At 72.1% G+C, this 25,316-nt stretch carries 22 protein-coding genes; 15 read left to right on the top strand and 7 right to left on the bottom strand.

Features of this window, described 5'->3' with window-relative positions; all coding sequences use genetic code 11:
- Positions 1–46: 46 nt before the first annotated feature.
- A complete protein-coding gene (locus tag GTY47_RS31075) occupies positions 47–1,204 on the top strand; it encodes a D-alanine--D-alanine ligase family protein (protein WP_010044566.1) in 1,158 nt (385 codons plus the stop codon).
- A gap of 50 nt (positions 1,205–1,254) precedes the next feature.
- Here GTY47_RS31075 and GTY47_RS31070 read toward each other — a convergent pair whose 3' ends face one another.
- Together GTY47_RS31070 and GTY47_RS31065 are read right to left on the bottom strand one after the other, a co-directional pair.
- Entirely contained in the window at positions 1,255–1,725 is a 471-nt protein-coding gene (locus tag GTY47_RS31070; protein ID WP_040903780.1) for a DUF3515 domain-containing protein, read from the bottom strand.
- A gap of 71 nt (positions 1,726–1,796) precedes the next feature.
- Positions 1,797–2,030 carry an Lrp/AsnC ligand binding domain-containing protein gene (locus GTY47_RS31065; protein WP_003997603.1) on the bottom strand — a complete coding sequence of 78 codons (234 nt, stop codon included), beginning with the start codon at positions 2,028–2,030 and terminating at the stop codon, positions 1,797–1,799.
- 206 nt (positions 2,031–2,236) lie between these two features.
- Here GTY47_RS31065 and GTY47_RS31060 point away from each other — a divergent pair, with 206 nt between their 5' ends.
- Together GTY47_RS31060 and thiD are read left to right on the top strand one after the other, a co-directional pair.
- Complete coding sequence (locus GTY47_RS31060; RefSeq protein WP_010044559.1) at positions 2,237–3,202, top strand: thiamine-phosphate kinase; 966 nt, start codon at positions 2,237–2,239, stop codon at positions 3,200–3,202.
- Complete coding sequence (gene thiD, locus GTY47_RS31055) at positions 3,199–3,990, top strand: bifunctional hydroxymethylpyrimidine kinase/phosphomethylpyrimidine kinase (RefSeq protein WP_010044557.1); 792 nt, start codon at positions 3,199–3,201, stop codon at positions 3,988–3,990. The genes GTY47_RS31060 and thiD overlap by 4 nt, the downstream gene beginning before the upstream one ends.
- Positions 3,991–4,076: 86 nt before the next feature.
- Here the strand turns inward: thiD and rpmB are convergent, their stop codons facing one another.
- Entirely contained in the window at positions 4,077–4,262 is a 186-nt protein-coding gene (gene rpmB, locus GTY47_RS31050) for a 50S ribosomal protein L28 (protein WP_003993230.1), read from the bottom strand.
- A gap of 247 nt (positions 4,263–4,509) precedes the next feature.
- On the opposite strand from rpmB, the gene GTY47_RS31045 reads away from it, so the two are divergent.
- Complete coding sequence (locus GTY47_RS31045) at positions 4,510–6,309, top strand: DAK2 domain-containing protein (RefSeq protein ID WP_010044555.1); 1,800 nt, start codon at positions 4,510–4,512, stop codon at positions 6,307–6,309.
- A gap of 13 nt (positions 6,310–6,322) precedes the next feature.
- Here GTY47_RS31045 and GTY47_RS31040 read toward each other — a convergent pair whose 3' ends face one another.
- Together GTY47_RS31040 and GTY47_RS31035 are read right to left on the bottom strand one after the other, a co-directional pair.
- On the bottom strand, positions 6,323–9,283 hold the full coding sequence (locus GTY47_RS31040) for a hypothetical protein (protein ID WP_010044552.1): 2,961 nt from the start codon (positions 9,281–9,283) through the stop codon (positions 6,323–6,325).
- Positions 9,280–11,118, bottom strand: a complete 1,839-nt coding sequence (locus tag GTY47_RS31035) for an HSP90 family protein (protein ID WP_029181504.1) — start codon at positions 11,116–11,118, stop codon at positions 9,280–9,282. The genes GTY47_RS31040 and GTY47_RS31035 overlap by 4 nt, the downstream gene beginning before the upstream one ends.
- Positions 11,119–11,307: 189 nt before the next feature.
- On the opposite strand from GTY47_RS31035, the gene recG reads away from it, so the two are divergent.
- The 8 genes from recG (at position 11,308) to mutM (ending at position 18,758) form a co-directional block, all read left to right on the top strand.
- Positions 11,308–13,545 (top strand): ATP-dependent DNA helicase RecG, encoded by a 2,238-nt coding sequence (gene recG / locus GTY47_RS31030; RefSeq protein ID WP_010044548.1) that lies wholly within the window; start codon positions 11,308–11,310, stop codon positions 13,543–13,545.
- A 108-nt stretch (positions 13,546–13,653) separates the two neighbouring features.
- A complete protein-coding gene (gene rsmD / locus GTY47_RS31025; protein WP_010044545.1) occupies positions 13,654–14,241 on the top strand; it encodes a 16S rRNA (guanine(966)-N(2))-methyltransferase RsmD in 588 nt (195 codons plus the stop codon).
- Positions 14,242–14,267: 26 nt separating this feature from the next.
- A complete protein-coding gene (gene coaD / locus GTY47_RS31020) occupies positions 14,268–14,747 on the top strand; it encodes a pantetheine-phosphate adenylyltransferase (RefSeq protein WP_010044544.1) in 480 nt (159 codons plus the stop codon).
- Positions 14,748–14,868: 121 nt separating this feature from the next.
- Positions 14,869–15,987, top strand: coding sequence for a hypothetical protein (locus GTY47_RS31015; protein WP_010044542.1), 1,119 nt, complete (start codon positions 14,869–14,871; stop codon positions 15,985–15,987).
- Positions 15,988–16,116: 129 nt separating this feature from the next.
- Positions 16,117–16,761: a YceD family protein gene (locus GTY47_RS31010; RefSeq protein WP_010044540.1), complete on the top strand. Its 645-nt coding sequence runs from the start codon at positions 16,117–16,119 to the stop codon at positions 16,759–16,761.
- Positions 16,762–16,763: 2 nt separating this feature from the next.
- Entirely contained in the window at positions 16,764–16,937 is a 174-nt protein-coding gene (gene rpmF / locus GTY47_RS31005) for a 50S ribosomal protein L32 (RefSeq protein WP_003951102.1), read from the top strand.
- A gap of 7 nt (positions 16,938–16,944) precedes the next feature.
- Positions 16,945–17,796: a ribonuclease III gene (gene rnc, locus GTY47_RS31000; protein ID WP_078602923.1), complete on the top strand. Its 852-nt coding sequence runs from the start codon at positions 16,945–16,947 to the stop codon at positions 17,794–17,796.
- 110 nt (positions 17,797–17,906) lie between these two features.
- A complete protein-coding gene (mutM, locus tag GTY47_RS30995) occupies positions 17,907–18,758 on the top strand; it encodes a bifunctional DNA-formamidopyrimidine glycosylase/DNA-(apurinic or apyrimidinic site) lyase (RefSeq protein ID WP_010044531.1) in 852 nt (283 codons plus the stop codon).
- Here mutM and GTY47_RS30990 read toward each other — a convergent pair.
- Both GTY47_RS30990 and GTY47_RS30985 read right to left on the bottom strand, forming a co-directional pair.
- A complete protein-coding gene (locus GTY47_RS30990) occupies positions 18,748–19,146 on the bottom strand; it encodes a helix-turn-helix domain-containing protein (RefSeq protein WP_010044529.1) in 399 nt (132 codons plus the stop codon). The two genes, mutM and GTY47_RS30990, sit on opposite strands and share 11 nt — an antisense overlap.
- Positions 19,147–19,229: 83 nt before the next feature.
- Complete coding sequence (locus tag GTY47_RS30985) at positions 19,230–20,375, bottom strand: CAP domain-containing protein (RefSeq protein ID WP_010044527.1); 1,146 nt, start codon at positions 20,373–20,375, stop codon at positions 19,230–19,232.
- Positions 20,376–20,536: 161 nt separating this feature from the next.
- Between GTY47_RS30985 and GTY47_RS30980 the strand changes: the two genes are divergently transcribed.
- From GTY47_RS30980 to smc, 3 genes are all read left to right on the top strand, one after another.
- Positions 20,537–20,818, top strand: coding sequence for an acylphosphatase (locus tag GTY47_RS30980; protein WP_010044525.1), 282 nt, complete (start codon positions 20,537–20,539; stop codon positions 20,816–20,818).
- 379 nt (positions 20,819–21,197) lie between these two features.
- Positions 21,198–21,401 (top strand): hypothetical protein, encoded by a 204-nt coding sequence (locus GTY47_RS30975; protein WP_003993245.1) that lies wholly within the window; start codon positions 21,198–21,200, stop codon positions 21,399–21,401.
- Between the two features lie 215 nt (positions 21,402–21,616).
- Positions 21,617–25,222 (top strand): chromosome segregation protein SMC, encoded by a 3,606-nt coding sequence (gene smc / locus GTY47_RS30970; protein ID WP_010044524.1) that lies wholly within the window; start codon positions 21,617–21,619, stop codon positions 25,220–25,222.
- Positions 25,223–25,316 lie beyond the last annotated feature (94 nt).

Below are 25,316 nucleotides of genomic sequence, written 5' to 3'. Positions count from 1 at the left end.
GAGGGCGCTGTATCCCGGCCCTACCAACGGGTACTCTCAACGCGATATGAGCACCGAGAACCTCCCCCAGAGCCCCGAGCAGCCGCCTCGCAAGCCGCGTGTGGCCGTCGTGTTCGGCGGGCGCAGCTCCGAACACGGGATCTCCGTGGTCACCGCCGGCGCCGTCCTCAAGGCCATCGACCGGACGAAGTACGACGTCCTGCCGATCGGCATCACCCAGGACGGCCGTTGGGCGCTCACGGCGGACGAACCGGAGCGGATGGCGATCGTCGACCGGCGCCAGCCGAGCGTCGACCTGCTCGCCGAGTCCGACGAGGGCGGAGTGATCCTCCCGGTCGACCCGGCCAACCGTGAAGTCGTCTACAGCGAGCCCGGATCGGTCCCCAAGGCGCTCGGCGAGGTCGACGTGGTCTTCCCGGTGCTGCACGGCCCCTACGGCGAGGACGGCACCCTCCAGGGCCTCCTGGAGCTCTCCGGCGTCCCGTACGTCGGTTCGGGTGTGCTCGCCTCGGCCGTGGGCCAGGACAAGGAGTACATGAAGCGGGTGTTCACCTCCTTCGGGCTGAAGGTGGGCCCGTACCTGGTGATCCGGCCCCGCGAGTGGCAGCAGGACGAGCCGGCCGCCCGCAAGAAGATCGTCGACTTCGCCGGCGAGCACGGCTGGCCGCTGTTCGTGAAGCCCGCGCGCGCCGGTTCGTCGATCGGCATCACCAAGGCCGACGACCTCTCCGGACTCGACGAGGCGATCGCCGAGGCCCAGCGGCACGACCCGAAGATCCTCGTGGAGGCGGCGCTGCGGGGCCGCGAGATCGAGTGCGGCGTCCTGGAGTTCGAGGACGGCCCCCGGGCCTCCGTCCCCGCCGAGATCCCCTCCCCGGAGGAGCACGCGTACTACGACTTCGAGGCCAAGTACATCGATTCGACGCCCGGGATCGTGCCGGCGCCGCTGACCCCGGAGGAGACGGCTCAGGTGCAGCGCCTGGCGGTCGACGCCTTCGAGGCGGCGTCCTGCGAGGGCCTGGTCCGCGCGGACTTCTTCCTCACCGAGGACGGCGAGTTCGTGATCAACGAGATCAACACGATGCCCGGCTTCACGCCCATCTCGATGTATCCGAAGATGTGGCAGGAGAGCGGGGTGAGCTACCCGGAGCTGGTGGACCGTCTGGTGCAGGCGGCACTGCGCCGTTCCACGGGACTTCGCTAGGCCGGGCCCGGGACGGCATCCAAGGCGTTACGGCATTCCCAGCACGGCCTTCAGGAGGCGATCCCCGAGGGGATCGCCTTCTTCACGGCCGACGCCAGGTCGATCAGGGCCCCGGAGCTGTCGACGCCCTCCGGCACCGTCACCTCGACGTAGACCTCACGGTTCGCCGAGGTGAACCGGTACCCCCCGCCGTCCTGCTTCTCCATCAGCCAGTCGACCCCGTTCACACCCCCGGCGACCGCATCCGGATCCCGCCCGTCCGCCACCTTCGGATCGACCATCTTGGGCGGCTGCGGCACACCACAGCGAAGTATGATCGCCGGGCTGCCCCAGCCCGCCGTCAGCGCCGACGGGGGCTCGGGATCCTCGCGACGCTCTCCGTCCACCTTCGCTGGCAGTACCTTGTCCAGGTTCCGGCACAGTTCCGTGGCCTTCGCGCCCGGACTGGGAACCGCCGCCGACGCGCTGTCGTCTGCTGAGGAGCAGCCCGCGGCAGTGATCAACAGCGCGAGAGCGGGCATGCGGAAGAAAACGCGGAACACAGAACGGTGCCGGTGACGGAAAGGGTTCACCGGCACAGGGTAGACGGGGGCTACAGATGGACGACCGGGCAGGTCAGGGTGCGGGTGATGCCGTCCACTTGCTGGACCTTGGCGACCACCATGCGTCCGAGGTCGTCGACGGTGTCGGCCTGGGCCCGCACGATCACGTCGTACGGTCCTGTGACGTCCTCGGCCTGGATGACCCCAGGAATCTTGCTGATCGTCTCGGCGACGGTCGACGCCTTGCCGACCTCCGTCTGGATCAGGATGTACGCCTGTACCACGGAACCTCCAGGGCGGCCACGAGGATCATGTGGGGAAAAGGAACGCCACGGTATCGCGTCGCCGCTCGCCGCGGGGAGACCTGCGGGGGCCGGGTCTTGCGCGCCGGGGTGCAGGTCCGGCAGAACGTGACGGTCACTTCGACCGTAGCGAGGACCGAGAGGCCTCGCGACCGGGCACGGACAGGGACAGAAGGGGAGAAAGGGCAATGAAGGGCACTGTTGGTGAGCTCGGTGAGTTCGGGCTCATCAGGGAGCTCACCTCCCGTCTGACCACCACCCCGGCGGTCCGGGTCGGCCCCGGCGACGACGCCGCCGTGGTGGCCGCGCCCGACCGCAGGGTCGTGGCCAGTACGGACATCCTGGTCGAGGGCCGGCACTTCCGCCGGGACTGGTCGACGGCCTACGACGTGGGCCGCAAGGCGGCGGCGCAGAATCTCGCCGACATCGCCGCCATGGGCGCCGTGCCGACCGCGCTGCTGCTCGGTCTGGTCGTCCCGGCCGAGCTGCCGGTGACGTGGCCGAGCGAGCTGATGGACGGCCTGCGCGACGAGTGCCAGGTGGCCGGTGCCGCCGTGGTCGGCGGTGACGTCGTACGCGGCGACTCGATCATGGTGTCGATCACCGCGCTCGGCGATCTGCGCAACCAGGAGCCGGTGACGCGGGCGGGCGCGCAGCCCGGCGACCTCGTCGCGGTGACCGGCTGGCTGGGCTGGTCGGCGGCCGGGTACGCGGTGCTGTCGCGCGGGTTCCGTTCGCCGCGGGCGTTCGTGGAGGCGCACCGGCGGCCCGAGCCGCCGTACCACGCGGGTCCGGCGGCCGCTGGGCTCGGGGCGACCGCCATGTGCGACGTGAGCGACGGGCTGATCGCCGACCTGGGGCACATCGCCGAGGCCAGCAAGGTGCGGATCGACATCCGCTCCGGCGCGATCGACATCCCGTCCCAGATGAACGACATCGGGCAGGCCGTCGGCGTCGACCCGATGCAGTGGGTGCTGACCGGGGGAGAGGACCACGCGATCGTGGCGACGTTCCCGCCGGACGTGAAGCTGCCCGCCCGCTGGAAGGTCATCGGCGAGGTCCTCAACCCCTCGGCGCTGCCCCAGGTGACGGTCGACGGGGCGCCGTGGACCAGCAAGGGCGGCTGGGACCACTTCGGGGACATGGAGTCATGATTCCGGGCGTCCTCACGGTGGCGGGCTCCGACTCGGGCGGCGGCGCCGGCATCCAGGCCGACCTGAAGACGATGCTCGCGCTCGGCGTGCACGGCATGAGCGTCCTCACGGCGGTGACCGCGCAGAACTCCGTCGGTGTGCAGGGGGCTTGGGAGCTGCCGGTGGAGGCGGTGCGGGCCCAGTACCGCAGTGTCGTCGACGACATCGGCGTCCAGGCGGTCAAGACCGGCATGCTGGCCTCCGCCGAACTCGTGGAGACGGTCGCCGAGTTGATCGCGGGCACGGACGCCCCGGCGGTCGTCGACCCGGTGGGCGTCTCCAAGCACGGCGACTCCCTGCTCGCCGCCTCGGCGCTGGACTCCGTCCGTACGAAACTGCTGCCGGTGGCCACGGTCGCCACCCCGAACCTCGACGAGGTGGCCCAGCTGACGGGTGTCCGTGTCGAGTCGGAGGAGCAGCTGCGGCGGGCCGCGGCGGCCGTGCTCGGCTACGGGCCGCGGTGGGTGCTGATCAAGGGCGGTCACCTGTCCGGGGACGCCGTGGACCTGCTCACGGACGGCTCCGAGGAGTACTGGCTGCGGGCGCCGAGGCACGACAACCGGCACACCCACGGCACGGGCTGCACGCTCGCCTCCGCCATCGCGTCACAGCTCGCGAAGGGGCACTCGGTGCCGGAGGCGGTGGCGGCGGCCAAGGAGTACGTCACCGGGGCGATCGCGGCCGGGTTCGCGCTCGGCGGGGGGATCGGGCCGGTGGATCACGGCTGGCGGTTCCGGGCCGGTTCCTGAGCCTCCGGACACGGCAAAAAGCCGGTCCACCAGGGGTGGACCGGCTCTCTACGGCGAACCAGCAGTGGCCGCGCGCTAGCTGAGCGTCAGCGCGAGACCTTGCCGGCCTTGATGCACGAGGTGCAAGCGTTCACGCGCTTCGGCGTCCCGCCCACCACGGTACGCACACGCTGGATGTTCGGGTTCCAGCGGCGGGACGTACGGCGGTGCGAGTGCGAGATGTTGTTGCCGAAGCCCGGCCCCTTGCCGCAGACGTCGCAGTTGGCAGCCACGGGTCACTCCAAAGACTTCAGATGCACTTACGGTTGATCCCGGCATGCCGGGATCAGGTCGTAGGATCTGAGTGGCGCTGCCAGGGGAATGGCCCGATTTGGATCGGGCAACCGGAGCAGCATACAACGGCTGCGCCCGTAGAACGAAACTACCATGGTCGGCCGGGGGCCTCCCTCGGCCCACTTCCGGTGGACACCGCCCCGGGGTCTACGCTGCGTGCCACGTCCAGCAGCTCAGGGAGGCGCGGTGGCGCAGGTGCCGCAGACATTCTTCGATGCTCTCGCGGTGCGCACCTGGTGCGGTCTCGCACTCGAGACGCTGGGGCGGGCGCGTGAGGAGATCGACGCGATCAACGTCTATCCCGTGGCGGACGGGGACACCGGCACGAACCTGTATCTGACCGTGGAGTCCGCCGCCGCGGCGGTCGAGGCCGTGTTCGCGGGGCATGCGGCGAGGTCGGGCCCTGGGGGGCCGACGCTGGCCGACGCCGCCCGGGCGATGGCGCACGGGGCGCTCATCGGTGCCCGTGGGAACTCCGGGACGATCCTGGCCCAGTTGCTGCGGGGTATGTCGCAGGTGCTCGCCGGCCACGAGACCGGGCATGCCGACGAGCGGGCCGCGCACGCCGACGGCAGCACCGCGCACGCCGACGGCCAGGGCCTGCGGCTGGCCCTGCGGCACGCGGCCGACTCCGCACGGCAGGCCGTGGCCCACCCCGTCGAGGGCACGGTCCTCACGGTCGCCTCGGCCGCTGCCGACGCCGCCGACGCGGCCTGCGGTGCCGAGGGCGACTGCGGGACGGTGGCCAGGGCGGCCTATGAGGGAGCGTGCGCGGCTCTGGCCGCGACCCCCGGCCAGCTGCCCGTCCTAGAGCGCGCCGGGGTGGTCGACGCCGGTGGGCGAGGGCTGGTGGCGGTGCTCGGGGCGCTGGTGGAGACGTTCACGGGGGAGAGGCCGCGGGCCGGGGCGGCTGCTGAGGGCCATGGGGGCCATGAGGACTGCAAGGGCCTGGTTGGCCCTGTGGGGGCGCAGGCGCGCGGGGAAACCGCTGAAGCCCTCGCTCCGGCCGCCGGAGGCCCGCTCGGCGAGTGTGCCGACGGTGCCGCCGTGGCCGGCCAGGACGGCCCCGCCTTCGAGGTGATCTACCTCCTGGAGGCAGACGACACGGCCGTGGCGCGGTTGCGGGAGCGGCTCGACGTGCTCGGGGACTCGCTCGTCGTGGTCGGCGGCGACGGGCTGTGGAACGTCCATGTCCATGTCGACGACGCGGGCGCCGCCGTCGAGGCCGGTATCGAGGCCGGGCGGCCCTACCGGATCCGCATCACACACTTCGGCGCCGGCGACGTGCACACCACCGGCGCCGAGCGGCCTCCCCGCGAGCCCGCCCAGCGTGCCGTCGTGGCCGTGGTGCCCGGCGAGGGCCTGGCCGGGCTGTACGCCGAGGCCGGCGCGACCACCGTGCTCGCACGCCCCGGGGAGCCGCCCGCGAGCGGGGAGCTCGTGCAGGCCGTACGGCGGGCCCACGCGCGCGAGGTCGTGCTGCTGCCCAACGACGCCGAGCTGCGCCACACCGCGGCCGCGGCGGCCGAACAGGCCCGTACCGAGGGCATCCGCGTGGCCCTCATCCCGACCCGCTCGGCGGTCCAGGGCATCGCGGCGCTGGCCGTGCACGAGCCGGAGCGCCGTTTCGACGAGGACGTGGTGTCGATGACCTCGGCGGCCGGCGCGACCCGCTATGCCGAGGTCACCGTCGCCGAGCGCCAGGCCTGGACGATGGCCGGCATCTGCCAGGCCGGCGACGTCCTCGGCCTGATCGACGGCGACGTGGCCGTGATCGGCTCGGACGTCACGGCCACCGCCCGGACCGTCCTGGACCGCATGCTCGCGGCCGGTGGCGAGATGGTCACCCTGGTGCTCGGCGACGAGGCTCCCGACACCATCGCCGAGCACCTGGAGGGCCGGGTCCGCGAGGGGTACCTCGCCGTCGACACGGTCGTGTACCGGGGCGGGCGGCAGGGGGCCGTGCTGCTCATCGGCGTGGAGTGAGCGGGACCGGCGATCAGTCGTCCGTCGCGAGGCGGAGCATCTGCTCCGCCTCCGCCCGCCGGGCCCGTACCGCGTCGCCGTCGTCGGCCTCCGCCCCGTCGTGTCCGCCGTAAGCCGCCAGCACCGCACGCGCGCGGGCCACCGCGTCGGCCGGGCGGCCCAGGTCGGCCTCCAGCCAGCCCGCGGCGAGCTCGGCGCCGGTGCGGCTGTGCAGCGCGGCGTCGCCGAGGGAGGCGAACACCTCGGCGGACCGCAGCACTTGGGACAGGGCCTCCTCGAACACGGCCCGGGCCGAGGCGTCGTCGGCGTCGTCGGAGCCGGAGCGGGCCAGCAGGTCGCCGAACTGCCGGTGGCTGTGGCCGAGTTCGGCGACGAACTGCTGCCGGGACTCCGCGTCGGCCGCCGTGTCCCGTGCCGCCTCGCACTCCCGGACCGCGTCCGCCATCAGGGCCCGTGCCTCCTCCAGCCCGTCCTGCGCGCGCAACGCCAGCCAGGCACGGGCACGCAGGGAGCGCACCAGGCCCTGGACGTTGCCGAGTTCACGCCACAGATCGCCCGCGCGCGCGTAGGCCCGGCCCGCCTCGTCGGCCAGTCCGGCCTGCCCGAGGGACTCCCCGGCCAGGTGGGCGAGGGTCGCGTGGTCGTGCTGTTCGGGCCAGTGCCGGGCGATCTCGGCGGCCTGGAGACGGCGTTCGGCGGCAGCGCGGTGCTCGCCGAGTTCGCTCAGGCAGTCGCCGAGCCACCACTGCGTCTGCACGATCGCCCCGTCGCCGTGCGTCTCGGCGGTCAGGTCGGGCAGCGCCGACTCCAGGACCTCCGCGGCCTCGGCCCACCGTCCCTGCCGCAGCAGGAACCCGCCGAGCTGCTGCCGGGCCCAGGCGCCCAGTGTCGCGCCCTCGCCCGCCTCGTCGGCCCAGTGCGCGGCCTCCAGGGCGTGCCGGGCGGCCTCGGCCACCTCGCCCCGGCCGCCGACCAACTCGGCGAGCTGCAGGTGCAGCTGGGCCCGTCCGGGCGCCTCCAGATGGGCTCCGCCGTGCTCCAGGGCCGCCCGCAGGGCACGTTCCGCCTCCGCCATGTCGCCGACGTGGTGGGCCAGGGAGGCCAGCCGGGCCTCGTACTCCACCGCGAACCACGGCAGCCCCGCCGCGACGAACGCCGCCGCGCCCCGGGCGAACAGTCCCGCGGCCGTCTCCAGGTCCCCGCCCAGTCCCGCCAGCTCGGCGAGCATGGCCTGCGCCTCAGCGCCCCGCGCGGCCAGCCGCACGTCCTCGCCGGCCCGCCCGCCGACAAGGGCGATGACTTCCCGGACAGCGGCTTCGGCCTCGCCGAGAACCGCCTCCGTGCCGTAGCGCTCGGCGGCACCCTCCGCGAGGCCCTCCCCGGCCCCGGCCCCGTGCGCCCGGCGCAGCAGGATCCTGGCCCGTGCCATCAGGACGGACGCCGTCTGCCGTATCCCGGTGTCGCCGGTGGCGTACAGCGCGAGGATCTCGTCGTAGGGGCCGGACACGGCCGTGAGCGCCGCGTCCACGTCACCCGCGAGGGCCCGTACGTACGCCGCACGCGCGCGTGCGGCCAGGGCCTCCCCGGGGTCGCCCGCCGCCGCGTACAGCCGCGCGGCCCGTTCGAAGAGCGCGGCGCCGTCCGGGCCGAGGCCCATCGCCTCGTGGTCGGCGATCTCGGCGCGGTCGCGCGGGTCCAGTTCCACGCCCTCCGCGGCCTCGGCGACCGCCGCCCACGCCTCCACGGCGCCCGGCCGCAGGTTGTCCGACAGCCGCCGTGCCTCGGCCAGCAGGGCGGGCAGATCCGGCTGCCCCGTCGCGGCGGCCGTTACCACCGGGGGAGCGGGCGGAGGCACCGGCCGTACCGACCGCACCCCCAGCGGCAGCCGCTCCACCAACGGGCGCTGCTCCATCCGCGCGCGTGCCCGCTCGCTGACGTACGTCGTGCCGTTGCGTTCGTCGAAGCGGGCCGCCAGCGCGAGGGCCTGCGCACGCGCGTGTGCGGCCAGCTCCCGGGCGGTCCACTCGCGGCCGGCCGGACCGGGCACCCGCCGGTCACCCAGCCCCAGCCCGGTCAGGCGGTCCATGAGCAGGGCCACCACGCTCATGAACTCCAGCTTGCTCTGCGGCTGCCCGTCGTCCGTGAAGTACGCCGGCCGCTCCGCGAGCAGCTCCAGACCACGGGCCTCGTTGCCGGTCAGCGCGCAGAACTCCACGTGCTCCGCGTAGGCGCCGCGCATGCTCTCCATGGCCCGTACGAGCCGGAAGCCCCGCAGATGGTTCGCGCGGGCCTCGTCCAGGCGGCCCAGCCGCAGCAGCGGCACCAGGGAGGAGGCGAGGGCCGTGTGCGGCTCGTGGGCGCAGGCGTACTCGCCCTCCAGCACCGGCCGCCACAGCTCGAGCGCCTCCGCGTCCCGGCCCCGCTCCGCATGCCACCAGCCCTGCCCGTGCAGTTCGCAGGCGTGGCAGTCGGCCATGCCGTCCCGGTCGGCGGCCAGCCACGCGGCATACGCCCGCTCGGCCCGCGCCAGGTCCCCGACATGCGCGGCCACGCTGTGCTCGGCGCTGCGAACGGCCCGTTCGGAGTGCCCGGCGAGCCGGTAGCGGTGCTCCATCTCGCCGAGCCACTTCTCGATCGACGCGAGCGGGATGTGCGGCTGGTCCAGCATGCCGGACGACACCCACTTGAAGACCCAGTGCAGCGAGTGGGTCTCGTACTCGTCGAAGTCCTCCGGATGTTCGTCCCACATGCGCAGCAGACGCGCGAAGGGGACGAACATCTTCCCCTTCTCGGAGCTGTAGTTGTAGACCTTCAGCTGGTGTCCGAGCGCCTCGATCACGGCGAGCGGGATGTTCAGCTTCTCGGCGGCGGTCAGCAGTTCCTCGGCGCGCGCGTTACGGGCCGGACCCTCCGGCTGCCCGGAGTTCTCCGCCATCGCCCGGCGCAAGGCGTCGAAGTCCGTGATCTCACTCATGCCTGACCGTCCTCGCTGTGCGTGGCCCATTCCAGGAGGCCGATGAACGCGCGGTTGAGCAGCGCCGAGTCGGCGGGCCTGAGCGGCCGCTGCGCCATCAGCAGCGCCTGCCCGTACAGCGACTCCGTGGCGGTGCCGATCAGCTCCGGGTCGTGCAGCGAGCTGATCCGCCGCACCAGCGGGTTGAGGTGGTTGAGCACCAGACGCGCCCGTGGCGCGCTGCCGCGCAGGGAGCCGAGGATGCCCGCCCAGAGGTCGTCGGCCTGCGCCTCGGCGTCGGCCCGGGCCTGTTCGTGCCGGGCGTCCCGGTCGTCGAGGTGCAGCGCGGGCACGGAGAGCGGGTGGAAGGCCCGCAGCACCACGTCGCAGCCCAGCGGGTCGAGCCGGGCCCGCGCGGCGGCCAGGAAGCCGGACAGGGCCAGCTCCTCGGCCGGGTCGACGGCGTCCAGATGCGCGGTCACCGTCTCCGCGTCCAGCTCGGCGACCACGGTCCCCGGACGCACCGACGGCAGCGCCGCCACCAGCTCGCTGTCGTACGTGTAGCCGCCGTTGATCACGCCGATGCCCTGCGCGGACGCGATCGGCGCGACCTGCCGGTACTCCTCCACGGTCCGTGTGAAGTGCACCACCGGGTGCCGCTGCGCGAACTCCTCCAGGGACAGCCGCCCGTCGGTCGTCTCGAAGGGCAGCCACGGCAGCATCGTGCGCAGCATCTCCCGGTCGTGCCGGGCCAGGGACTTCACACCCAGGTGGTGCACCGCCAGGAACGCGGCCAGCCGCTCCGGATCACCGGCGGCCAGACCGGTCAGCCAGGCCCGGATCCGCTCGCCCAGCGCCTCCCGTACGGCGGCCAGCGTCTCGTCCTCGTACAGCGCCTCGCGCGAGGCCGTCGGCCGCAGGCTGTCCGTGTCGAGCACGCAGCGCACGAAGAACGCCCAGTCGGGCAGCAGCTGTTCGGCCCGCTCGGTCAGCAACATGCCCTTGAGGTGCACCCGGTGACCCGCGCGCTGGGCCGGGCTGACCGCCGACGGCAGCACGTACGCCACCCCGCGGATGCCGGCCAGCGGCACGGACAGGTCGATCGTGTCCAGCGGGGTGAAGCCGAACAGGTCGTGGCAGTGCCGGGCGAGGGCGACGCGGCGGGCGGCCGGGCCCGGGTACGGGCGGTCCCAGGGCGCCGGGAGGTCGGTGACCGGCTCGTCGCCCACCCGGACGTCGTACGGCAGCAGCGACCCGAAGTCCCGCGCCAGCGCCTCGACCCGCTCGGGCGTGAGCCACTCCGCGGCCCCCGCCCGGGCCACCAGATGCACGGTGGTGCCCGGTTCGGGCCGCTCGGCGTCCGGCAGCGTCCGCACGGTGTACGAACCGTCGTCGGACGCCGTCCACTCCACCGGCGCCGCCCCGGGCGTACGGGCGCTGCGGCTGACCACCCGGATCCGCTCGGCGACGACGAAACAGGCCAGCAGGCCGATGCCGAACTGCCCGAGGAAGTCGGAACGCGCCTCCTGAAGGCCCTCGGCGCGCTTGGAACTGCGCCCGATCGTGGCGAGCAGGTCGTGCACGTCCGCCTCGGTGAGCCCGACACCGGTGTCCTCGACGCGCAGGGTGCCGCCCTGCGCGGACAACCGCACCCGGGCCGGGGCGTCGGGTTCCGCCGTGCGTCTGGCGGTGATGGCGTCCACGGCGTTCTGCAACAGCTCGCGCAGATACACCTTCGGACTGGAGTAGAGGTGGTGGGAGAGCAGGTCCACCAGACCACGCAGGTCGACCTGGAACGTATGAGGTGATCGGGGTGAACGGGGTGCCTGGGATGCCTGTGAGGTCTGGGAGTCCATCATCACGGCGCCGGTGGGGGGACTCGCGACGGCGCGGGGTCGGGCGGCCCCGGTGAGGCGGTGACCGCGAAAGGAGGCCGGGAGCGCGTCATCCTAAGGCCCGAACCAGCCGCCTGACCAGGGGTTTCCGGGACGTATACGGCGACGTGCGCCACGGCCTCTACGGCATTGTCAGTGGTGTGGTGTGCAATGGATCTCGTGCCCGCACTTCACGAACCGCTGCAACAACCACTGAAGTCGGTGCTCGGCCCCGCCACCGCGAAGGTGATGGCCGAGCACCTCGGCCTGCGCACCGTCGGCGACCTGCTCCACCACTACCCGCGCAGATACGAGGAGCGCGGCCAGCTCACGCACCTCGCCGACCTCCCCATGGACGAGCACGTCACGGTGGTCGCCCAGGTCGCCGACGCCCGTCTGCACACCTTCGCCTCCGCCAGGGCCCCGCGCGGCAAGGGCCAGCGCCTGGAGGTCACGATCACGGACGGCAGCGGCCGCCTCCAACTGGTCTTCTTCGGCAACGGCGTTCACAAGCCCCACAAGGAGCTCCTGCCGGGCACGCGCGCGATGTTCGCGGGCAAGGTCTCCGTCTTCAACCGCCGCCTCCAACTCGCCCACCCGGCCTACGAGTTGCTGCGAGGTGACTCCGAGGACCCCGCCGAGTCCGTCGAGACCTGGGCCGGCGCCCTGATCCCGATCTACCCGGCCACCGCCAAGCTGGAGTCCTGGAAGATCGGCAAGGCGCTCCAGACGGTCCTGCCCACGGCCCAGGAGGCCACCGATCCACTGCCCGCATCCCTGCGCCGGGGCCGCGGCCTGGTCCCCCTCCCCGAGGCGCTCATGAAGATCCACCGCCCGCACACCAAGGCGGACATCGAGGAGGCACGCGCCCGCCTCAAATGGGACGAGGCCTTCGTCCTCCAGGTCGCCCTGGCCCGCCGCCGCCACGCGGACGCCCAGCTTCCCGCGGTCCCCCGCGAACCAGCCCCGGACGGCCTCCTCACGGCGTTCGACGCCCGCCTCCCCTTCACCCTCACCGACGGCCAGCGGCGGGTCTCCAGGGAGATCTTCGACGACCTGGCGACCGACCACCCGATGCACCGGCTGCTGCAGGGAGAGGTCGGATCCGGGAAGACCATGGTCGCCCTGCGCGCCATGCTCGCCGTGGTCGACGCCGGTGGCCAGGCCGCCATGCTCGCGCCCACCGAAGTGCTCGCCCAGCAGCACCACCGGTCGATCGTCGAGATGATGGGCGAGCTGGCCGAGGGCGGCATGCTGGGCGGGGCCGACCAGGCCACCAAGGTGGTGCTGCTCACCGGGTCCATGGGCGCGGCCGCCCGCCGGCAGGCCCTGCTCGACCTCGCCACCGGCGAGGCCGGCATCGTCATCGGCACACATGCGCTGATCGAGGACAAGGTGCAGTTCCACGACCTGGGCCTGGTCGTGGTCGACGAACAGCACCGCTTCGGCGTCGAGCAGCGCGACGCCTTGCGCGGCAAGGGCAAACAGCCCCCGCACCTCCTGGTCATGACGGCCACGCCCATTCCGCGCACGGTCGCCATGACGGTCTTCGGCGACCTGGAGACCTCCGTCCTCGACCAGCTCCCGGCCGGCCGCTCGCCGATCGCCAGCCACGTCGTCCCGGCGGCCGACAAGCCCCACTTCCTGGCCCGCGCGTGGGAGCGGGTCCGCGAGGAGGTGGAGAACGGCCATCAGGCGTACGTCGTCTGCCCCCGCATCGGCGACGAGGAGGACGACCCGAAGAGGGCCGGCAGGAAGAAGCCGCCGGAGTCCCCGGAGGACGCCGCTGAGAAGCGCCCGCCGCTCGCGGTCCTCGACGTGGCCGACCAGCTGGTCAAGGGTCCCCTGCGAGGCCTCGGGGTCGAGGTCCTGCACGGCCGTATGCACCCCGACGACAAAGACGCCGTCATGCGCCGCTTCGCCGCCGGCGAGACGCACGTCCTGGTCGCCACGACGGTCATCGAGGTCGGCGTCAACGTCCCGAACGCCACCGCCATGGTGATCATGGACGCCGACCGCTTCGGGGTCTCCCAGCTCCACCAGCTCCGTGGCCGCGTGGGCCGTGGCTCGGCCCCCGGCCTCTGCCTCCTGGTCACCGAGATGCCCGAGGCGAGCGCCGCCCGCCAGCGCCTGAACGCCGTCGCCTCCACCCTCGACGGCTTCGAGCTCTCCCGCATCGACCTGGAACAACGCCGAGAGGGCGATGTCCTCGGCCAGGCCCAGTCGGGTGCCCGCACCAGCCTCAGGATGCTCGCGGTCATCGAGGACGAGGAGATCATCGCGGAGGCCAGAGAGGAGGCGACAGCCGTCGTGGCCAGGGACCCGGAGCTGACCCACCTCCCGGCCCTGCGGACGGCTCTGGAGGCCCTCTTGGACGAGGAGAGGGAGCAGTACCTGGAAAAGGGGTGACAGTGTTGCCCCCCGGGGGCGCGGGGCCGTAATCCGTATGCGGCTACCGCCGCGTGGGCGCGACCAGCCACACTGGTACCTGAAGCCGCCCATACCCAAGGACCACAGATGACCCGCGTGATCGCCGGCACGGCCGGCGGACGCCGCCTGGCCGTCCCGCCAGGAACAGGAACCCGCCCCACATCGGACCGCGCCCGGGAAGGCCTCTTCTCCACCTGGCAATCCCTCCTCGGCGGCCCCTTGGACGGCGAACGCGTCCTCGACCTCTACGCGGGATCAGGAGCCGTCGGCCTGGAGGCCCTCTCCCGAGGCGCCGGCCACACCCTCCTCGTCGAGGCCGACGCCAAAGCCGTCCGTACGGTGCGCGACAACGTGAAGAACCTCGGCCTCCCCGGTGCCGAGGTCAGAGCGGGCAAAGCGGAACAGATCATCCGCACCACACCCCCCGGCGACCCCTACGACCTCGTCTTCCTCGACCCGCCGTACGCCGTCACGGACGACGATCTTCGCGAGATCCTGCTCACACTCCGCGCGGAAGGGTGGCTCGCCGAAGAAGCCCTCGTCACCGTGGAGCGCAGCACCAGAGGCGGTGAATTCCGGTGGCCCGAGGGTTTCGAAGCCCTCCGGTCCCGTCGCTACGGCGAGGGAACGTTTTGGTACGGTCGCGCCGCCTCTACGTGCGAAGACGCACGATGACCGGACCGGAGAGCGAGGGATCACAAGTGCGCCGCGCCGTATGTCCCGGGTCGTTCGACCCGATCACCAACGGACACCTCGACATCATCTCCCGCGCCTCCAGGCTGTACGACGAGGTCTACGTCGCGGTGATGATCAACCAGTCGAAGAAGGGCCTGTTCGAGATCGACGAGCGGATCGACCTGATCCGCCGGGTCACCGCCGAGTACGGCAACGTCCGCGTCGAGGCCTTCCACGGCCTGCTCGTGGACTTCTGCAAGCAGCGCGACATCCCCGCCATCGTCAAGGGCCTGCGCGCGGTCAGCGACTTCGACTACGAGCTGCAGATGGCCCAGATGAACAACGGCCTCTCGGGCGTGGAGACCCTCTTCATCCCCACCAACCCCACCTACAGCTTCCTGTCGTCCTCCCTGGTCAAGGAGGTCGCGACCTGGGGCGGCGACGTCTCCCACCTGGTTCCGGCGGAGGTCCTCCAGGCCCTCACCGAGCGCCTGAGGAAGGACTGAACCCGCCCCGGGCGTCCCACCGGAGCCTGACAGACCGTCACCCGGTGTTCCCCGCCATCCCCCTGGCCGTACAGTCGTCCCGTCCGTCTCCAACGCATCTGTAGAGAGTGGCGAGCACACGGTGGACGTGCAGAAGAAGCTCGACGAGATCGTCGCCGCGGTCTCCGGCGCCCGGTCCATGCCCATGTCGGCGTCGTGCGTGGTCAACCGCGCCGAACTGCTCTCCATGCTGGAAGAGGTGCGCGCGGCGCTGCCCGGCTCCCTCGCCCAGGCCCAGGAGCTGATCGGCGACCGCGAGCAGATGGTCGAACAGGCCCGCCAGGAGGCCGAGCGGATCATCCAGAGCGCGCACGCCGAGCGCGGCTCCCTGATCTCCGACACCGAGGTCGCCCGCCGCTCCCAGGCCGAGGCCGACCGGATCCTCGCCGAGGCCCGCCAGGAGGCCGAGGAGATCCGCGCCGAGGCCGAGGACTACGTCGACTCCAAGCTCGCCAACTTCGAGGTCGTCCTCACCAAGACCCTCGGTTCCGTCGGCCGCGGCCGCGAGAAGCTCCTCGGCACCGGCCCCGGCACCGACGAGCAGGGCTACGAGGACGAGGACGCACCCGAGCGCAGCCACGACCCGGAGACCCAGCGCCGTACCGCCGACGAGTACGTCGACGCCAAGCTCGGCGCCTTCGAGGCGGTCCTCGCCAAGACCCTGGACGCCGTCGGCCGCGGCCGGCAGAAGCTGCACGGCCGGATCGCCACCGACGACCTCGGGGCCCTCGCCGGCGACACCGGCACCGTCCAGCACTCCAGTGACGCCGACTACCTCGCCGGGCTGGCCGCCATCGCCGAGGAGAAGCCCCCGGCCGAGCAGCCCGCCCAGCAGCAGGACTACGGCCGGCCGCAGCCGGCCTACTCTGCCACCTCCGGCTACGCTCCGGCGGGAGGTGCCCCCCTCCAGCAGCAGCCCGACCCCTACGGCGGCTACCCGCAGCAGGCGTACGCGGCCCAGCAGGACCCGTACGGCTACCAGCAGGCCGATCCCTACGCCTACCAGGGCTACGACCCCCAGCAGGCCGCGTACGACCCGAACCAGGCCCAGCAGGGGCACCAGGCCCATCCCGGGCAACACGAGCAGCAGAGCCATCAAGGCCACCAGGGATACGCCCTGGACGAGACCAGCCTCTTCGACACCGGCATGATCAGCGCCGAGCAGCTCCGGGCCTACGAGCAGGGCCGCGGCAACGGCTGAGCACCGGATTGGGCCGACGGGCAAAGGTCCAGTATCCTGGCTCTTCGGTCGCGCGTACGTCCGCGATCAACGCTGCCCGGGAACACCGAAGGGCGGCGTCCCCCTCAGCTCGGCAGACCGAAAGCAGGAATGGCCCTGAACGCCCGCCTCGACCACCGCAACCCCCTCGTGTTCGACACGCACGAGCTGGGCCGGCGGCCCGGTGCGCTACAGCGCCTGACCCGCACGGTCGACGCTCCCAGGGACTTCGGTATCAAGGGAGTCATCGGAGTGCCGGAAGGCGCCCCGGTGGAGCTCGAACTCCGCCTGGAGTCGGTCATGGAAGGGGTGCTCGTCACAGGCACCGCCCGTGCCGCTGCCGAGGGGGAGTGCGTAAGGTGTCTGGAGCCGCTTCAGCTCGACGTCGAAGCGGAGTTCCAGGAGATGTTCTCGTACCCTGACGCCGACGACCGGGGCCGCGTGACCGCGGAACCGGGCGACGACGCCGAGGACGACGAGGACAGGCTCTTCCTCGAGGACGGCCTGTTCGACCTCGAGCCCGTGCTGCGTGATGCGGTGGTGCTCGCACTGCCGATGCAGCCGGTGTGCCAGGAAGACTGCCCTGGTCTGTGTGCCGAGTGCGGCGCACGGCTGGCGGACGACCCGGACCACCACCACGACGCCGTCGACATCCGTTGGGCGGCATTGCAGGGACTCGCCGACACCATGAAGGACGGCGAGAAGGACGAGATGAGCGGCGCCGAACCGGGCGTCGACGAGAAGCAGGAGAAGTAGCCGTGGCTGTTCCGAAGCGGAAGATGTCGCGCAGCAACACGCGCCACCGCCGGTCGCAGTGGAAGGCTGCGGTCCCCACCCTGGTTGCGTGCGAGCGCTGCCACGAGCCCAAGCAGCAGCACATCGCGTGCCCCTCGTGCGGCACTTACAACAAGCGCCAGGTCCTCGAGGTCTGAGCGGCTGGTGAGAGGCACTGTGTCCACGCCTAAGAACAAGTCCTCCCGTGTGAGCGGGAGTGCTCCGGCGGACAACCAGGCCTCGTCCCACACGCTTCTGGAAGGGCGGCTCGGCTACAAGCTCGAGTCCGCCCTTCTGGTGCGCGCACTGACCCACCGGTCGTACGCATACGAGAACGGCGGTCTGCCGACCAACGAGCGTCTGGAGTTCCTCGGGGACTCCGTGCTCGGCCTGGTCGTCACGGACACGCTGTACCGCACCCACCCCGACCTGCCTGAAGGCCAGCTGGCCAAACTGCGGGCCGCGGTGGTGAACTCGCGTGCGCTCGCCGAGGTGGGCCGCGGGCTCGACCTGGGCTCCTTCATCCGGCTCGGCCGGGGTGAAGAGGGCACGGGCGGCCGGGACAAGGCGTCCATCCTCGCCGACACCCTGGAAGCGGTGATCGGCGCGGTCTATCTCGACCAGGGCCTGGACTCGGCGGCGGAGCTGGTGCACCGCCTGTTCGACCCCCTGATCGAGAAGTCCTCGAACCTCGGAGCCGGCCTGGACTGGAAGACCAGCCTCCAGGAGCTCACCGCGACCGAGGGGCTCGGGGTGCCCGAGTACCTGGTCACGGAGACCGGCCCCGACCACGAGAAGACCTTCACTGCTGCCGCCCGCGTCGGAGGCGTCTCGTACGGCACCGGCACCGGCCGCAGCAAGAAGGAGGCGGAGCAGCAGGCCGCCGAGTCCGCGTGGCGGTCCATCCGGGCCGCCGCGGACGAGCGCGCCAAGGCGGCGAAGGACGCCGAGGCGACGCAGACGGCGGCGGCTCAGGCCGCCCAGACGGTCGTCGACGGCAGCAGCGTCGACGGCTGACGAGCCGGCCGCCCCCACCCGGCGGCCGGCACAGCACAGCGCACCCGAGCGCCCGCCCCTGCCCGGGGGCGGGCGCTCGGGTCATCCACAGGTTTGTGACGGGGGACCCCATGCCCGAGTTGCCCGAGGTCGAGGTCGTCCGGCGCGGTCTGGAGCGGTGGGTCGCCCACCGGACCGTCGCCGAGGCCGAGGTACTGCACCCGCGCGCGGTGCGCCGCCACCTCGCGGGCGCCGACGACTTCGCGCACCGTCTGAAGGGCCACCGCATCGGCACCCCGAGCCGCCGGGGCAAGTACCTGTGGCTGCCCCTGGAGGACACCGACCAGTCGATCCTGGCGCACCTGGGCATGAGCGGCCAGCTGCTGGTCCAGCCGCAGACGGCGCCGGACGAGAAGCACCTGCGCATCCGCGTCCGCTTCAACGACAGCCCGGACACCGAACTCCGCTTCGTCGACCAGCGCACCTTCGGCGGCCTGTCGCTGCACGACAACACCCCGGACGGCCTGCCCGACGTCATCGCGCACATCGCCCGCGACCCGCTCTTCGACGACGAGGCCTTCCACCAGGCACTGCGCCGCAAGCGGTCCACGATCAAGCGGGCCCTGCTCGACCAGTCGCTGATCAGCGGCGTGGGCAACATCTACGCGGACGAGGCCCTGTGGCGCGCCCGCATCCACTACGAGCGCCCGATCGCGACCTTCACCCGCCCGCGGACCCTGCTGCTCCTGGGCCATGTGCGGGACGTGATGAACGCGGCCCTCGCGGTGGGCGGCACCAGCTTCGACAGCCTGTACGTCAACGTCAACGGCGAGTCGGGCTACTTCGACCGGTCCCTCGACGCGTACGGCCGCGAGGGACTGCCCTGCCGGCGCTGCGGCACCCCGATACGCCGACGGCCCTGGATGAACCGGTCGAGCTACTACTGCCCCAAGTGCCAGCGGCCGCCGCGGCTCACGCCCTAGCGGAGTCGTACCGTTCGCGCGCGGCCAGGACCTCGTCCATGCTGCCCTCCACGAAGTGGATCAGGGCGTGCAGCCGCTCGGCGACGCCGCGGCCCAGCGGCGTCAGCTCGTAGTCCACGCGGGGCGGGTTGGTCGGCTGGGCCTCGCGGTGCACCAGGCCGTCGCGCTCCAGCGCGTGCAGCGTCTGGGAGAGCATCTTCTCGCTGACGCCGTCGACGCGGCGACGCAGCTCGTTGAAGCGGAGGGAACCCTCGTACAGGGCGCCCAGCGTCAGTGCGCCCCAGCGGCCCGTGACGTGCTCCAGCGTGCCGCGCGAGGGGCAGGCCCTGGCGAACACGTTGTACGGGAGGTCGTCCAGCCCCGCCGTGAGCTCCTGGGTGGTGGTCATATGCCCAGCCTACGCCAGCACAGCGCTAACCATCAGGTCGCGCTAACCGTTGGTTAGCCGTCCCGGCCGGGTCTCGGCAGGTCTCAGTATCCGAAGTCCTGGGTCCACCACGGGCCGCCCGACCCGAACTCGACACCGACGCCCAGCGTCTTGAAGTCGCAGTTCAGGATGTTGGCGCGGTGCCCGGGGCTGTTCATCCAGGCATCCATCACGGCCGCCGCGTCGGCCTGGCCGCGGGCTATGTTCTCCCCGCCGAGGTTGGATATCCCGGCCTTCCCGGCCCGGTCCCACGGCGTCCTGCCGTTCGGGTCGGTGTGGTCGAAGAAGCCCCGGGCGGCCATGTCCTCGCTGTAGTTCTGCGCCAGCTCGGTCAGCGCGCTGTTCGCGGCGACCGCGCTGCACCCCACCTTGGCCCGCTCCTCGTTCACGAGCCTGAGCACCTGGGCCGCGGCGGCGGACTCCTCGGAGAGGGCGGCGGACGCGCTGGGCTTCTCGGGCGCCTTGGTGGCCGTACGGGAAGGGGTGTTGTCCGGCTTCTCGCTGGGGGTGGTCGTCGGCTTCTTCTGCTCCGGAGTCTCCTTCTGGGGCTTCTCCGGCTTCTTCTTCTCCGGTGCCTTCGTCGGCGCGGCCGACGACTTCGAGGCGGACGGCGACGGCGAGAGGGAGCGCTCGGCGTCCCGGCTCGGGGGCACGCTGTCCCGGCCGTCGGCGCTGCCGGTGGTGCCGCCCTGCTCGATCGGGCTGTTCGTCGGCGTGTCCCCGGCCTGCACCTTGTCGGCGCCGCCGCCACCACCGAGCTGGAAGTTCTCAAGGCCGGGCACCGCGCCCGTGGCGACCGCGACCGTGCCGAGGGCGACCGCCGCGGAAACGCCGAGCAGCCCGGTGCGCATCGGCCGCGCGGTCTTCTTCCGCCGGCGGTGCGAGCCGGAGCGCCGGGCGCCGCCGTCGGGCGCGAAGCCGTCGCCGGCGAAGACGGCCGCGTCGGCGTTGCGGGCGTCGTAGCCGTCACCCGGCTCGGAGGCGCCCGTGGCGAACAGGTAGGCCTCGCTCTTCGCGTAGGTGCCGGCGTACGCGTCGGGGTTCAGGTAGGGCGCGATGCCCATCGCCGGGCCGTCTCCCATGGGGGAGTGCAGCGGGTCGTGGCCTGCCACGGAGCCGTCGGCCTGCGTGATCGCCGTGGCGCGGCCCGTGGCGGCGCGGCCGGCGGCGGAGCGTCGGTGGCGTCCCATGTCCTGGCCTTCCTCGTCCTGGCGGTCGACTCGTCCTCGAGATCAACACCAAACTCACTCGATCGTGTGAGTTTCATATGAGATTCGTTGGGTGGGGACGGTACCGCATGGCGCAAGTGGAGGAAGTGCCCGGAGCGAGATCTGGCGGTTAGGTTGCAGTCATGAGTGAGGATGTGCGACTGGTCGCCTGGGTGCGTGGACGTGTCCAAGGTGTGGGTTTCCGCTGGTTCACGCGGGCCAAGGCCCTGGAGATCGGCGGCCTGAGTGGTTTTGCTCTCAATTTGGGCGATGGACGCGTCCAAGTGGTCGCGGAGGGCGCGCGAGAGGGCTGCGAAGGCCTGCTGGAGTGGCTCCAGAGTGACGACACGCCCGGCCGCGTGGACGGTGTCACCGAGATCTGGGACACACCTCGCGGGGGCTACGAGGGCTTCGCCATCCGCTGATCCCGTACCGCCGGGCGGCCCCGGGGCCGCCCGCGGCCCGGCCGCCGACGGCCTCCTCGAAGGGAAAGTCGCTGGTGATTGCCGAGAATCACTTGCCTTGGCAGGCCGCACACGCAAGGATGATCGCCACGCCCCGAGGGCCCCGCAGAAGCCGTAGCACCGCCGCTCCAGGCCGTGCGCGCCCGGGTCGCCGCCAATACGGGGCGTGATCGTGTTGACCGTCAAACTTTTTGGTGAGACGCTGAAAGCCCCGCGCACCTTAGCTGTTTGGCATGGCTGAACGGCAGCACAACTCCAGGCCCTGCCAAGACTGCGGGTGCGGAATCCCTCACGACCCACACCGCATCGGTCGGTCACTCATTGTGGAGGACCATCCATCATGGCAAAGGCGCTTCTCGGTTACGTCGGCGGCTCCGACCCTCGACTCCTCGCCGAGATGCGACGGCTCCAGCAGCGCGTCCAGGACCTGGAATCCGAGCTCGTAAGGATCCAGGCGGAGAACGAAGCGCTGACGGCTGCCGCTTCTCACGACAGGATCATGGAGAGCGTTGACGCACACCAGGCGGAGCCTGCGCTCACCTGATCACTGCACCGCTCCACAACAGCACCGCAGTGGTTGGGCCGCCCGTCACAACCGCTGAGTTGTCAGAAGTGCAAGGGACGCCCTGTCGGCGTCCCTTCTTTCTTTCCCCCCGCGCATCCTTTCACCGTCTTTAACGTCTGGTGTGCCCTGCGCGTTCAGCGGCGAAACCGTGGGTTCATGGAGTGAGACGAACCCGGGCGGTAGAGTCCAGCGGCGTGCACCTCAAGGCCCTGACCCTCCGCGGGTTCAAGTCGTTCGCATCGGCGACCACACTCCGGTTCGAGCCGGGGATCACGTGCGTCGTCGGACCGAACGGCTCGGGCAAGTCCAACGTCGTCGACGCGCTCAGCTGGGTCATGGGCGAGCAGGGTGCCAAGTCGCTGCGCGGCGGCAAGATGGAGGACGTCATCTTCGCCGGCACCACCGGCCGTCCGCCGCTGGGCCGGGCCGAGGTGTCCCTGACCATCGACAACTCCGACGGGGCCCTGCCCATCGAGTACGCCGAGGTCACCATCACGCGGATCATGTTCCGCAACGGCGGCAGCGAGTACCAGATCAACGGCGACACCTGCCGCCTCCTCGACATCCAGGAGCTCCTCTCCGACTCAGGCATCGGCCGCGAGATGCACGTCATCGTCGGGCAGGGCCAGCTCGACTCCGTGCTGCACGCCGACCCCATGGGCCGCCGCGCCTTCATCGAGGAGGCCGCCGGCGTCCTCAAGCACCGCAAGCGCAAGGAGAAGGCGCTGCGCAAGCTGGACGCGATGCAGGCCAACCTCGCGCGCGTGCAGGACCTCACCGACGAACTCAGACGGCAGCTCAAGCCCCTCGGCCGCCAGGCCGCGGTCGCCCGCCGGGCCGCCGTCATCCAGGCCGACCTGCGCGACGCCCGGCTGCGCCTGCTGGCCGACGACCTCGTACGGCTCCGGGAGGCCCTCGACGCCGAGGTCGCCGACGAGGCCGCGCTGAAGGAGCGCAAGGAGGCCGCCGAGCGGGAGCTGCGCAAGGCGCTCCAGCGCGAGGCGCTCCTGGAGGACGAGGTACGGCAGCTCACGCCGCGCCTCCAGCGCGCCCAGCAGACCTGGTACGAGCTCTCCCAGCTCGCCGAGCGGGTGCGCGGCACGATCTCGCTCGCCGACGCCCGCGTGAAGAGTGCCACCTCCGCGCCTCCCGAGGAACGGCGCGGCCGCGACCCGGAGGACATGGAGCGCGAGGCCGCCCGCATCCGCGAGCAGGAGGCCGAGCTGGAAGCGGCCCTGGAGGCGGCCGAGCGCGCCCTGGAGGACACGGTCGCCCACCGCGCCGAGCTGGAGCGCGCCCTGACCCAGGAGGAACGGCGCCTGAAGGACGCCGCCCGCGCCATCGCCGACCGGCGCGAGGGCCTGGCCCGGCTCAGCGGACAGGTCAACGCGGCCCGCTCCCGCGCCGCCTCCGCCCAGGCCGAGATCGAACGCCTGGCCACCGCACGCGACGAAGCGCAGGAACGTGCCGTCGCGGCCCAGGAGGAGTACGAGGCCCTCAAGGCCGAGGTCGACGGCCTCGACGCCGGCGACGTGGAACTCGCCGAACAGCACGAGGCGGCGAAGCAGCAGCTCACCGAAGCCGAGGCCGCCCTCACCGCGGCCCGCGAGGCGAGCACGGCGGCGGAACGCAGGCGGGCCGCCACCCAGGCCCGCCACGAAGCGTTGGCGCTCGGGCTGCGGCGCAAGGACGGCACCGGCATACTGCTCGCGGCCAAGGACCGCCTCTCCGGCCTGCTCGGCCCGGCGGCGGAGCTCCTGACGGTGACCCCGGGCCACGAGGTCGCACTGGCCGCCGCGTTCGGTGCCGCGGCGGACGCCATCGCGGTCACGTCCCCGGCCTCTGCGGCCGACGCGATCCGACTCCTCCGCAAACAGGACGGAGGCAGGGCCACTCTGCTCCTGGCAGGGGATGACGTCCTCAGGGGCGCGGGGCCGCAGCAGACGTGCGGCTGCCCCCGCATGGGGGCGACCAGCCACGACGGCCCTGCAGACGCCCGCCACACCTACGCCGCCGACCTGGTCCGCGGCCCCGCCGACCTCATCCCGGCCGTCCGCCGGCTGCTGCACGGCATCGTCGTAGTCGGCACCCTCGAAGACGCCGAGGACCTCGTCTACGCCCACCCCGACCTCACCGCAGTAACGGCCGAAGGCGACCTCCTCGGCGCCCACTTCGCCCACGGCGGCTCCGCAGGCGCTCCGAGCCTCCTCGAAGTACAGGCTTCCGTGGACGAGGCCGCCGCCGAGCTGGAAGAGCTCGCCGTCCGCTGCGAGGAGCTGACCGAGGCGCAACACGCGGCCGTCGAACGGCGCAAGGCATGCGCCGCGCTGGTCGAGGAGCTGGGGGAGCGGCGCCGGGCCGCCGACCGGGAGAAGTCGGCCGTAGCCCAGCAGCTCGGCCGGCTCGCCGGGCAGGCACGAGGCGCGGCGGGGGAGGCCGAGCGCTCCACCGCCGCCGCGGCCCGTGCCCAGGAGGCCCTGGACAAGGCGCTGCAAGAGGTGGAGGAGCTCGCCGAGCGGCTCGCCGTCGCCGAGGAGATGCCGGTCGAGGAGGAGCCCGACACCTCCGTACGGGACCGGCTCGCCGCCGACGGGGCCAACGCGCGCCAGACCGAAATGGAGGCCCGCCTCCAGGTCCGTACGCACGAGGAGCGGGTCAAGGGCCTGGCCGGACGGGCCGACTCCCTGGACCGGGCCGCCCGCGCGGAGCGCGAGGCACGCGCGCGGGCCGAGCAGCGGCGGGCCCGGCTGCGGCACGAGGCGGCCGTCGCCGAGGCCGTCGGCTCGGGGGCCCGGCAGCTGCTCGCGCACGTCGAGGTCTCCCTCGCCCGCGCCGACGAGGAGCGCACCGCCGCCGAGGCCGCCAAGGCCCGCCGCGAACAGGAACTCGCCCGCGCCCGCACCGAGGGACGCGATCTCAAGGCCGAACTCGACAAGTTGACGGATTCGGTCCACCGCGGCGAGGTACTCGGCGCCGAGAAGCGGCTGCGGATCGAGCAGCTGGAGACCAAGGCGCTGGAGGAGCTGGGTGTGGAACCGGCCGGGCTCGTGGCGGAGTACGGACCGCACCAGCTCGTGCCGCCCTCGCCCCCCGCCGAGGGCGAGGAGCTGCCGGAGGACCCGGAGCACCCGCGCAACCGCCCCCGGCCCTTCGTCCGGGCGGAGCAGGAGAAGCGCCTGAAGTCGGCCGAGCGCGCCTACCAGCAGCTCGGCAAGGTGAACCCGCTCGCCCTGGAGGAGTTCGCGGCGCTGGAGGAACGCCACCAGTTCCTCAGCGAGCAGCTGGAGGACCTCAAGAAGACGCGGGCGGATCTCCTCCAGGTGGTGAAGGAGGTCGACGAGCGTGTCGAGCAGGTCTTCACCGAGGCCTACCGGGACACGGCCCGGGAGTTCGAGGGCGTCTTCAGCCGGCTGTTCCCCGGTGGCGAGGGGCGGCTGATCCTGACCGACCCCGACAACATGCTCACCACGGGCGTGGACGTCGAGGCCCGTCCGCCGGGCAAGAAGGTGAAGCGGCTGTCGCTGCTCTCCGGCGGGGAGCGGTCGCTGACCGCCGTGGCGCTGCTCGTGTCGATCTTCAAGGCACGGCCCAGCCCGTTCTACGTCATGGACGAGGTCGAGGCCGCCCTCGACGACACCAACCTCCAGCGGCTCATCCGGATCATGCAGGAGCTCCAGGAAGCCTCCCAGCTGATCGTGATCACCCACCAGAAGCGCACGATGGAGGTCGCCGACGCGCTCTACGGCGTCTCCATGCAGGGCGACGGTGTGTCGAAGGTCATCAGCCAGCGCCTCCGCTAGATGGGTGTGCTCTACACAGGTCTCACCTGCGACGCTCCATGACTTCAATACTTGAACACATCACTGACACACTCCTGCTTCATATTCACAGCTA

Origin of the sequence: Streptomyces sp. SID5464, from assembly GCF_009862985.1 — a bacterium.
Taxonomy (GTDB): Bacteria; Actinomycetota; Actinomycetes; order Streptomycetales; family Streptomycetaceae; genus Streptomyces; species Streptomyces chartreusis_D.
The sequence above is the reverse complement of the archived record's forward strand: the minus strand, read 5'-3'. Positions and strand labels throughout refer to the sequence as shown.

What these genes read in the sequence shown, in the direction of transcription:
- GTY47_RS31075 (WP_010044566.1), top strand. Translation starts at nt 47, where the DNA reads ATGAGCACCGAGAACCTCCCCCAGAGCCCCGAGCAGCCGCCTCGCAAG.
- GTY47_RS31070 (WP_040903780.1), bottom strand. Translation starts at nt 1,725, where the DNA reads ATGCCCGCTCTCGCGCTGTTGATCACTGCCGCGGGCTGCTCCTCAGCA.
- GTY47_RS31060 (WP_010044559.1), top strand. Translation starts at nt 2,237, where the DNA reads ATGAAGGGCACTGTTGGTGAGCTCGGTGAGTTCGGGCTCATCAGGGAG.
- thiD (WP_010044557.1), top strand. Translation starts at nt 3,199, where the DNA reads ATGATTCCGGGCGTCCTCACGGTGGCGGGCTCCGACTCGGGCGGCGGC.
- GTY47_RS31040 (WP_010044552.1), bottom strand. Translation starts at nt 9,283, where the DNA reads ATGAGTGAGATCACGGACTTCGACGCCTTGCGCCGGGCGATGGCGGAG.
- GTY47_RS31035 (WP_029181504.1), bottom strand. Translation starts at nt 11,118, where the DNA reads ATGGACTCCCAGACCTCACAGGCATCCCAGGCACCCCGTTCACCCCGA.
- recG (WP_010044548.1), top strand. Translation starts at nt 11,308, where the DNA reads ATGGATCTCGTGCCCGCACTTCACGAACCGCTGCAACAACCACTGAAG.
- rsmD (WP_010044545.1), top strand. Translation starts at nt 13,654, where the DNA reads ATGACCCGCGTGATCGCCGGCACGGCCGGCGGACGCCGCCTGGCCGTC.
- GTY47_RS31010 (WP_010044540.1), top strand. Translation starts at nt 16,117, where the DNA reads ATGGCCCTGAACGCCCGCCTCGACCACCGCAACCCCCTCGTGTTCGAC.
- mutM (WP_010044531.1), top strand. Translation starts at nt 17,907, where the DNA reads ATGCCCGAGTTGCCCGAGGTCGAGGTCGTCCGGCGCGGTCTGGAGCGG.
- GTY47_RS30990 (WP_010044529.1), bottom strand. Translation starts at nt 19,146, where the DNA reads ATGACCACCACCCAGGAGCTCACGGCGGGGCTGGACGACCTCCCGTAC.
- GTY47_RS30985 (WP_010044527.1), bottom strand. Translation starts at nt 20,375, where the DNA reads ATGGGACGCCACCGACGCTCCGCCGCCGGCCGCGCCGCCACGGGCCGC.
- GTY47_RS30980 (WP_010044525.1), top strand. Translation starts at nt 20,537, where the DNA reads ATGAGTGAGGATGTGCGACTGGTCGCCTGGGTGCGTGGACGTGTCCAA.
- GTY47_RS30975 (WP_003993245.1), top strand. Translation starts at nt 21,198, where the DNA reads ATGGCAAAGGCGCTTCTCGGTTACGTCGGCGGCTCCGACCCTCGACTC.